Consider the following 5,626-nt stretch of genomic DNA (forward strand, 5'->3'; position numbering starts at 1 on the left):
TAGTTCACGGGATCATTGTCCCACGCACCCGTACGTCCTACCCTGGCTACTGATATATTAAATCCTATAAAAATAAGGTCAACCAGTAAAAACTGGTTAACCTTATAATACGAAGCACCCGTTAGTTGAAAAAGCACCTTCTCTTTTACTACACGTTATTTACGTACTGTTCATAAATGTTCTTCGTAGAAGTACTGAATTTCTATTATCCACATTATTTTCGTACTTGTTTCATAATATATTTAGATCCCATATTACAAGCAAGGATGTGTACATGATGAATTACGAAAATAACAATGATAGGAGTCTAAATGCTGAATCACCAGAAATTTATGCTGCTAGACTCTCATTAATCGGAACTGCACTTTCCACATTAGGCGATGGTCTTCAGACAATCGCGGCAGGGATTGTGCTACAAGGATTAGAAAACCCAAATACTCAAGGTTCACAAAATCAAAATAATCAATCGAGTCAATTAGAATTAATGCAAAAGCAAATTGATCAATTAACAAGAAAGATAGATAGAATGGAACGAAAAAATGGATAAAGAATTTTATTTTGGTTATAGCCTTTTTTCAACGTGTGATACTTACCTTGTTTATTTGCGTTTTTTTGAAATGTATGAAACGTCTTTATATAAGTTTAGCCGGCCTTCTGTCGGTTTTTTTGCGTCAACTTTTATTCGCAATATGTGTCTAATGCGACATAAAACTCCTATTTTCATCTTCAAAATGCTACGTTAGTTCAATAAAAAAAGAATTTCCTAAGTAACCCTATGATCATTACTAGTGCAACTTTTACAGTTCAAAAGAGAGTGGATACCTTTAATTCATTATCTTCTCAGCCTACAGCATGTTAGCCACTGCCAAGCGAAATATATAACCTATGTATTTCTTCCCAAGTTGAAGTTTACCTCGATAAAACACCTCTGATACTGGGTTTAATAATCCCTGAAAATTTTTATTTACAATTTGGAAACAAAGGAGTATTATAACTCTCAGTTTCATATTTCTACATCGCTTAATCCATTTGGAACGGGAGACCCATGTAATTGTGGCAACTCTAGCCGCTTGGGGTGAATCCTACATATGTAGGTAGGGCTACTCTTTTAGCCCGAACCCGACAGCTAATCTCGTAAGCGTTATGAGAGAGGAATTTGAACTAGTGAGAATGCTATAAAGTCCACTAGGCTATTTCCCGATGCCTTGTGGACTTTTTTTGTCGTTTTTTATAGTTTGTGCATCACATGGATTACCCAAATAACTTAATCTCGCCCAATTCATTGCTGTATATGTGGCTTTTGAACGGATAGATGAAACTATATTTGAAGAAAGTGGAACAAATGGCAGCCTGATATTCGGTTGGTCAGATTACATTCCCAATATCGAAGCATTTCTCAGCCAATAGCCAAATGTATCAGTACCGTGGAGTATAAAGTAAATGAACCAGAATATCGTGTATCTGTCTTGATTTCTCAGTTCATCCCTAAAAAAGGATGGCATACTATTCTTCCCAACCAATCTAAGAAGTGATTAATAAATTCTCTAGGAGTGTTCTTATGCAGGTAATTAAACAGAGAAAAAAACCAGTTTCACCCCCTTTAGTAATTGCGGGAAGTTTTATATTATTGATTATTTTAGGGACACTATGTTTAAAACTCCCCATCGCAACTACCACATCAATCTCTTGGACGGATGCATTATTCGTGGCTACATCTGCCACAACGGTGACCGGGCTCAGTGTTTTTGATCCCGGTACAACGTTGACTGTATTTGGGGAAGTTGTATTAATGGGTCTGATTCAATTTGGTGGTATTGGACTGATGACATTTGCAGTGTTAATACTTCTACTCCTAAGGAAAAAGATTGGGTTACAAAACCGTATCTATTTGCAGGAGTCACTTAATCAAAACTCCATTGGTGGCATCATAAAATTAGTAAAAATTATTTTAACATTTGTTTTATCGGTTCAACTTTTTGCAACTATAATTATGACCTTTCATTGGCTGCCGACCTTCGGGTTTAAGGATGCACTTTATTTGAGTGTCTTCCATGTAATTTCTGCTTTTAATAATGCCGGTTTTGCCCTGTTCCCAGATAACTTGGTTGGTTTTGCCAATGATCCAATCGTTAATTTAGTCTTATCTGCTTTGTTTATTCTAGGTGGCCTTGGCTTTACAGTTATATATGATATATATCAGAAAAAGTCATTAAGGGAATGGTCGCTTCATACCAAAATGATGATTCTTGGAACTATCATTATCAATGTGGTTGCAGTCTTCACAGTATTCTTGCTTGAATACCAGAATCCAGCAACAATTGGCAATATGCCTTTGGATGAGAAAATTTTAGTATCCTACTTTCAAGGAGTCACACCTCGTACTGCAGGATTCAATACATTGAATTATGGTGATATGGAGAATTCTACTATTCTTTTTACTATGGTCTTAATGTTTATTGGTGCAGGGAGTGCGTCTACCGCATCGGGTATTAAACTAACCACTTTCATGGTGATAATTCTAGCAACTCTTGCTTTTTTGCGACAACAAAGTGAACCAAAATTACTAAGTAGATCAATCCGTATCGATACAGTCATACGGTCTTTAGCTATTGCTACGATAGGATTATTCATCGTCCTGTCATTTATCTTTTTGTTATCAATCACAGAAAAACTGCCCTTCTTACCTTTAGCATTTGAAGTGGTCTCAGCTTTCGGAACTGTTGGATTATCAATGGGGATAACCGGACAATTTAGTGACATAGGTGAAATTCTTTTATGCATCGTAATGTTTGTTGGACGTATTGGTCCTTTGACTTTGTTTTTCTTGTTAATGAAACCTAAAAAAGTTCACTATCGCTATCCATACGATCAAGTATATACAGGTTAATTAGAGAGAGGGTGGAAGAAATGAAAAAACAGGATAAGCAGTTTGCCGTCATTGGATTAGGCAGATTTGGAGGTAGTATCTGCCGGGAATTGCATATGCTTGGTCATGAAGTGCTCGCAATCGACCATGATATAGTTAAGGTGGAGGAATTTGTGCCGTACTCCACACATGCAATCCAAGGTAATGCTACAGAAGAAGCGTTCTTAAAATCAATCGGTATTCGAAATTTCGACCACGTTATTGTCGCGATTGGAGAAGATATCCAAGCTAGTGTCCTCACTACGCTCAATCTGAAAGAATTTGGCGTCCAAACCGTTTGGGCAAAAGCTCAGAATGTGTACCATCAAAAGTTGTTAGATAAGATCGGTGCAGATCGTGTCATCCATCCAGAAGTGGATATGGGAATGCGAATCGCCCAATCCATGGCATCTGACCATTTATTAGATTATATCAATTTATCTGAAGAGTATAGTGTAATAGAAATTCGTGTCAATCAGCAGATGCATAGTCGGACTTTACAAGATTTAAGAATTCGTCCAAAATTCAATATCACCATTTTGGCCATTAAAAGAGAAAATGATATTAATGTATCTCCTTTACCTAGTGAAGTCATCTACTCTGGGGATATATTAGTGGCAATGGGCCTTAACTCAAACTTAAAACGATTGGAAGATAAGCTAATGTAATTGTTAGGAAGTCAATGACAATTTACATAATAATCGAAAATACAGGAAAGTCTTACGCCGAACTTTAATTCAGCGTTTTCTAATTGAAGTCTGTTAAAAAACTTTGCAAACTATTATTCGAATTAAGCCATTTTGAAAAGATAAATCAAAATGGCTTAATTATTAGTAGTTATTTCCTTATGAAGTGAAAGTATGTTCATTTTTTATTGGTGCTACTTCAACTAACCTGCCCCTTAGTTCAATAAGAAAAGAGGCTTTACCCCTTCTTGAAGTAAAGCACCCGTTAGTTGAAGAAGAAAAGTTACTAAATTTTGAATAATACACCTTTAGCTAATAAGTATTCTTCAGCTTCTTTTATTCTCTTTCCGTTGTGTCTTACAAAAAGTTCATAACGTCTCTTTAACCACTCAAACGATCTGTCTCGAATGTGTGAATCATCAGCACCTTGTATTAAGGGAACCGTTTTAGTAAATGAGTCAAAACTTGATAAGGCTTCAAAGCACTCCAAATGTTCAATTTTCTTGTTTGTGATGTTCTGATAAGCATCTAACATAGGTTCTTTGAAGCTAGTCCCGAACCACGAATATCCTAAGACAAGTGTATTCGCTATATCATAACGAGGGTCTCCTATAAAAGCTTTTTCCCAATCCAAAATATATAATGTTTCTTCATTAGTTAATATTGTATTCCAAAAATGATAATCTCCGTGATTTAAAACTTCAGTAAATGAAACAGTCTTGAACATTTCAGAAATATTTAGAAGGCAATTCATATATACAGGGTCTTCAAACTTCGCAACCCTATTTTTTAAACTTTCTATGTAGAAATTGATATACTCTTTTTGTCGTAAATCGTTATCCGTAAAAAAGTCACGAAGCGTATCAGTGCAAATTGAATGAATTTGTGCGAGCGTGACACCAAAATTTCTAAATGCTGACTGTATATCCTCTGGGTTTGCTAAGTAATATTTGTCCAGAGTAACTCCCTTTACTAGTTCCATCAACATTATTCTCTTTTCTTTATCTTCAAAATAAACAGTTGGAATATTAATGCACGAATTTACATCCTTACTCCTTAAAATATTTAATTCTTTATTAAACTTCACATTTTCACTAAGTTCTTTTAAGACAACTTCCTTGGAGAATATATCCTCACCTTGAGAGTAAGTAAGATGAAACATTGAAATGTCGTTACTAAATCCATCTTTATTTTTTTGTAAGTTATTTATCGTAACTACAGTCTCTTTTCTTTTTGTTTTCTTTATCATTTGTTCTACAGTTTTATAAATTTCTTCGCTCAATAGTGCCGCCCCCAGCTAATGCATCTATTTTGTTAATCCATACTTTTTCATAGATATTCTGCCATTTGAATTAAAGCCTCTTGTTCAACTAACCTGCTGCTTTAGTTCAATAAGAAAAGCTACCTCTCAAAGCAGACTCTTGTTCTCTAAAGCACCCGTTAGTTGAAGAAGAACAGAGACGTTCTTAAAATAATCGTCCGATTGAAAAATCAAAGGTTATTGAAGCTGGCTCGTACTTAATTTTCATAACCCTCTACGTTAAGAGTTTATTTATTAACTTAAAAGTAATTCAGGTTAAAAAAGTATAACAACTTCATTTTCATTGTTCCGTCACTGAAAACCATTCCTGAATAGCGATACACCCAATAAAATATTGGTAAAACCACAACAATACAAAAAATACTTTCAAAAGAAAAAACTAAGAGTAAATTTGGTGGTGCTGAAAGTGGATAGAAGGCCCCCTAGACATCCAGCAACAAAAAATGATTGTATAACCACTTAATAAAAAGTGTTTTAATTCAACTTTTCTTTCCAGAACTTTCACCTTCTTAAAACTGTTTTTTTAAACAAAAGATTTTCTCACAAGTTAAACAACATTATTCAACTAACCTGCCACTTTAGTTCAATAAGAAAAAGGCTTTACTCCTTCTTGAAGTAAACCAGCTAATAGGATGTCAATATTTTTCTTTAAAATTTCTATTAATCTTATGATATACTATTTTGTGCATGACAAATAGCCCTCCAAAAACCTTC

General features: G+C 34.8%; 4 protein-coding genes, 1 pseudogene and 1 riboswitch. Of the genes and pseudogenes, 4 read left to right on the forward strand and 1 reads right to left on the reverse strand.

Annotation, left to right across the window (positions count from 1 at the left end):
- Positions 1-277: 277 nt before the first annotated feature.
- The 4 genes and pseudogenes from FG382_RS22435 to FG382_RS22450 all read left to right on the forward strand — a co-directional run bounded on the left by FG382_RS22435 (position 278) and on the right by FG382_RS22450 (position 3,573).
- The gene (locus FG382_RS22435; protein ID WP_142541069.1) at positions 278-547 is read left to right on the forward strand and encodes a translation initiation factor 2; all 270 of its coding nucleotides are present in this window, start codon (positions 278-280) and stop codon (positions 545-547) included.
- A 460-nt stretch (positions 548-1,007) separates the two neighbouring features.
- Positions 1,008-1,157, forward strand: a riboswitch (cyclic di-AMP (ydaO/yuaA leader).
- A 106-nt stretch (positions 1,158-1,263) separates the two neighbouring features.
- Positions 1,264-1,523 (forward strand): annotated as a pseudogene (locus FG382_RS23340) (amino acid permease); the annotation flags it as partial.
- A 35-nt stretch (positions 1,524-1,558) separates the two neighbouring features.
- Entirely contained in the window at positions 1,559-2,887 is a 1,329-nt protein-coding gene (locus FG382_RS22445; RefSeq protein WP_142541070.1) for a TrkH family potassium uptake protein, read from the forward strand.
- Between the two features lie 20 nt (positions 2,888-2,907).
- Positions 2,908-3,573 (forward strand): potassium channel family protein, encoded by a 666-nt coding sequence (locus FG382_RS22450; RefSeq protein WP_142541071.1) that lies wholly within the window; start codon positions 2,908-2,910, stop codon positions 3,571-3,573.
- Positions 3,574-3,877: 304 nt separating this feature from the next.
- Here the strand turns inward: FG382_RS22450 and FG382_RS22455 are convergent, their stop codons facing one another.
- Positions 3,878-4,873 carry an aminoglycoside phosphotransferase family protein gene (locus FG382_RS22455; RefSeq protein ID WP_142541072.1) on the reverse strand — a complete coding sequence of 332 codons (996 nt, stop codon included), beginning with the start codon at positions 4,871-4,873 and terminating at the stop codon, positions 3,878-3,880.
- Between the last annotated feature and the right edge of the window lie 753 nt (positions 4,874-5,626).

The sequence above is a fragment of the Psychrobacillus lasiicapitis genome, from assembly GCF_006861795.1.
Classification (GTDB): Bacteria; Bacillota; Bacilli; order Bacillales_A; family Planococcaceae; genus Psychrobacillus; species Psychrobacillus lasiicapitis.

What these genes read in the sequence shown, in the direction of transcription:
- FG382_RS22435 (WP_142541069.1), top strand. Translation starts at nt 278, where the DNA reads ATGAATTACGAAAATAACAATGATAGGAGTCTAAATGCTGAATCACCA.
- FG382_RS22445 (WP_142541070.1), top strand. Translation starts at nt 1,559, where the DNA reads ATGCAGGTAATTAAACAGAGAAAAAAACCAGTTTCACCCCCTTTAGTA.
- FG382_RS22450 (WP_142541071.1), top strand. Translation starts at nt 2,908, where the DNA reads ATGAAAAAACAGGATAAGCAGTTTGCCGTCATTGGATTAGGCAGATTT.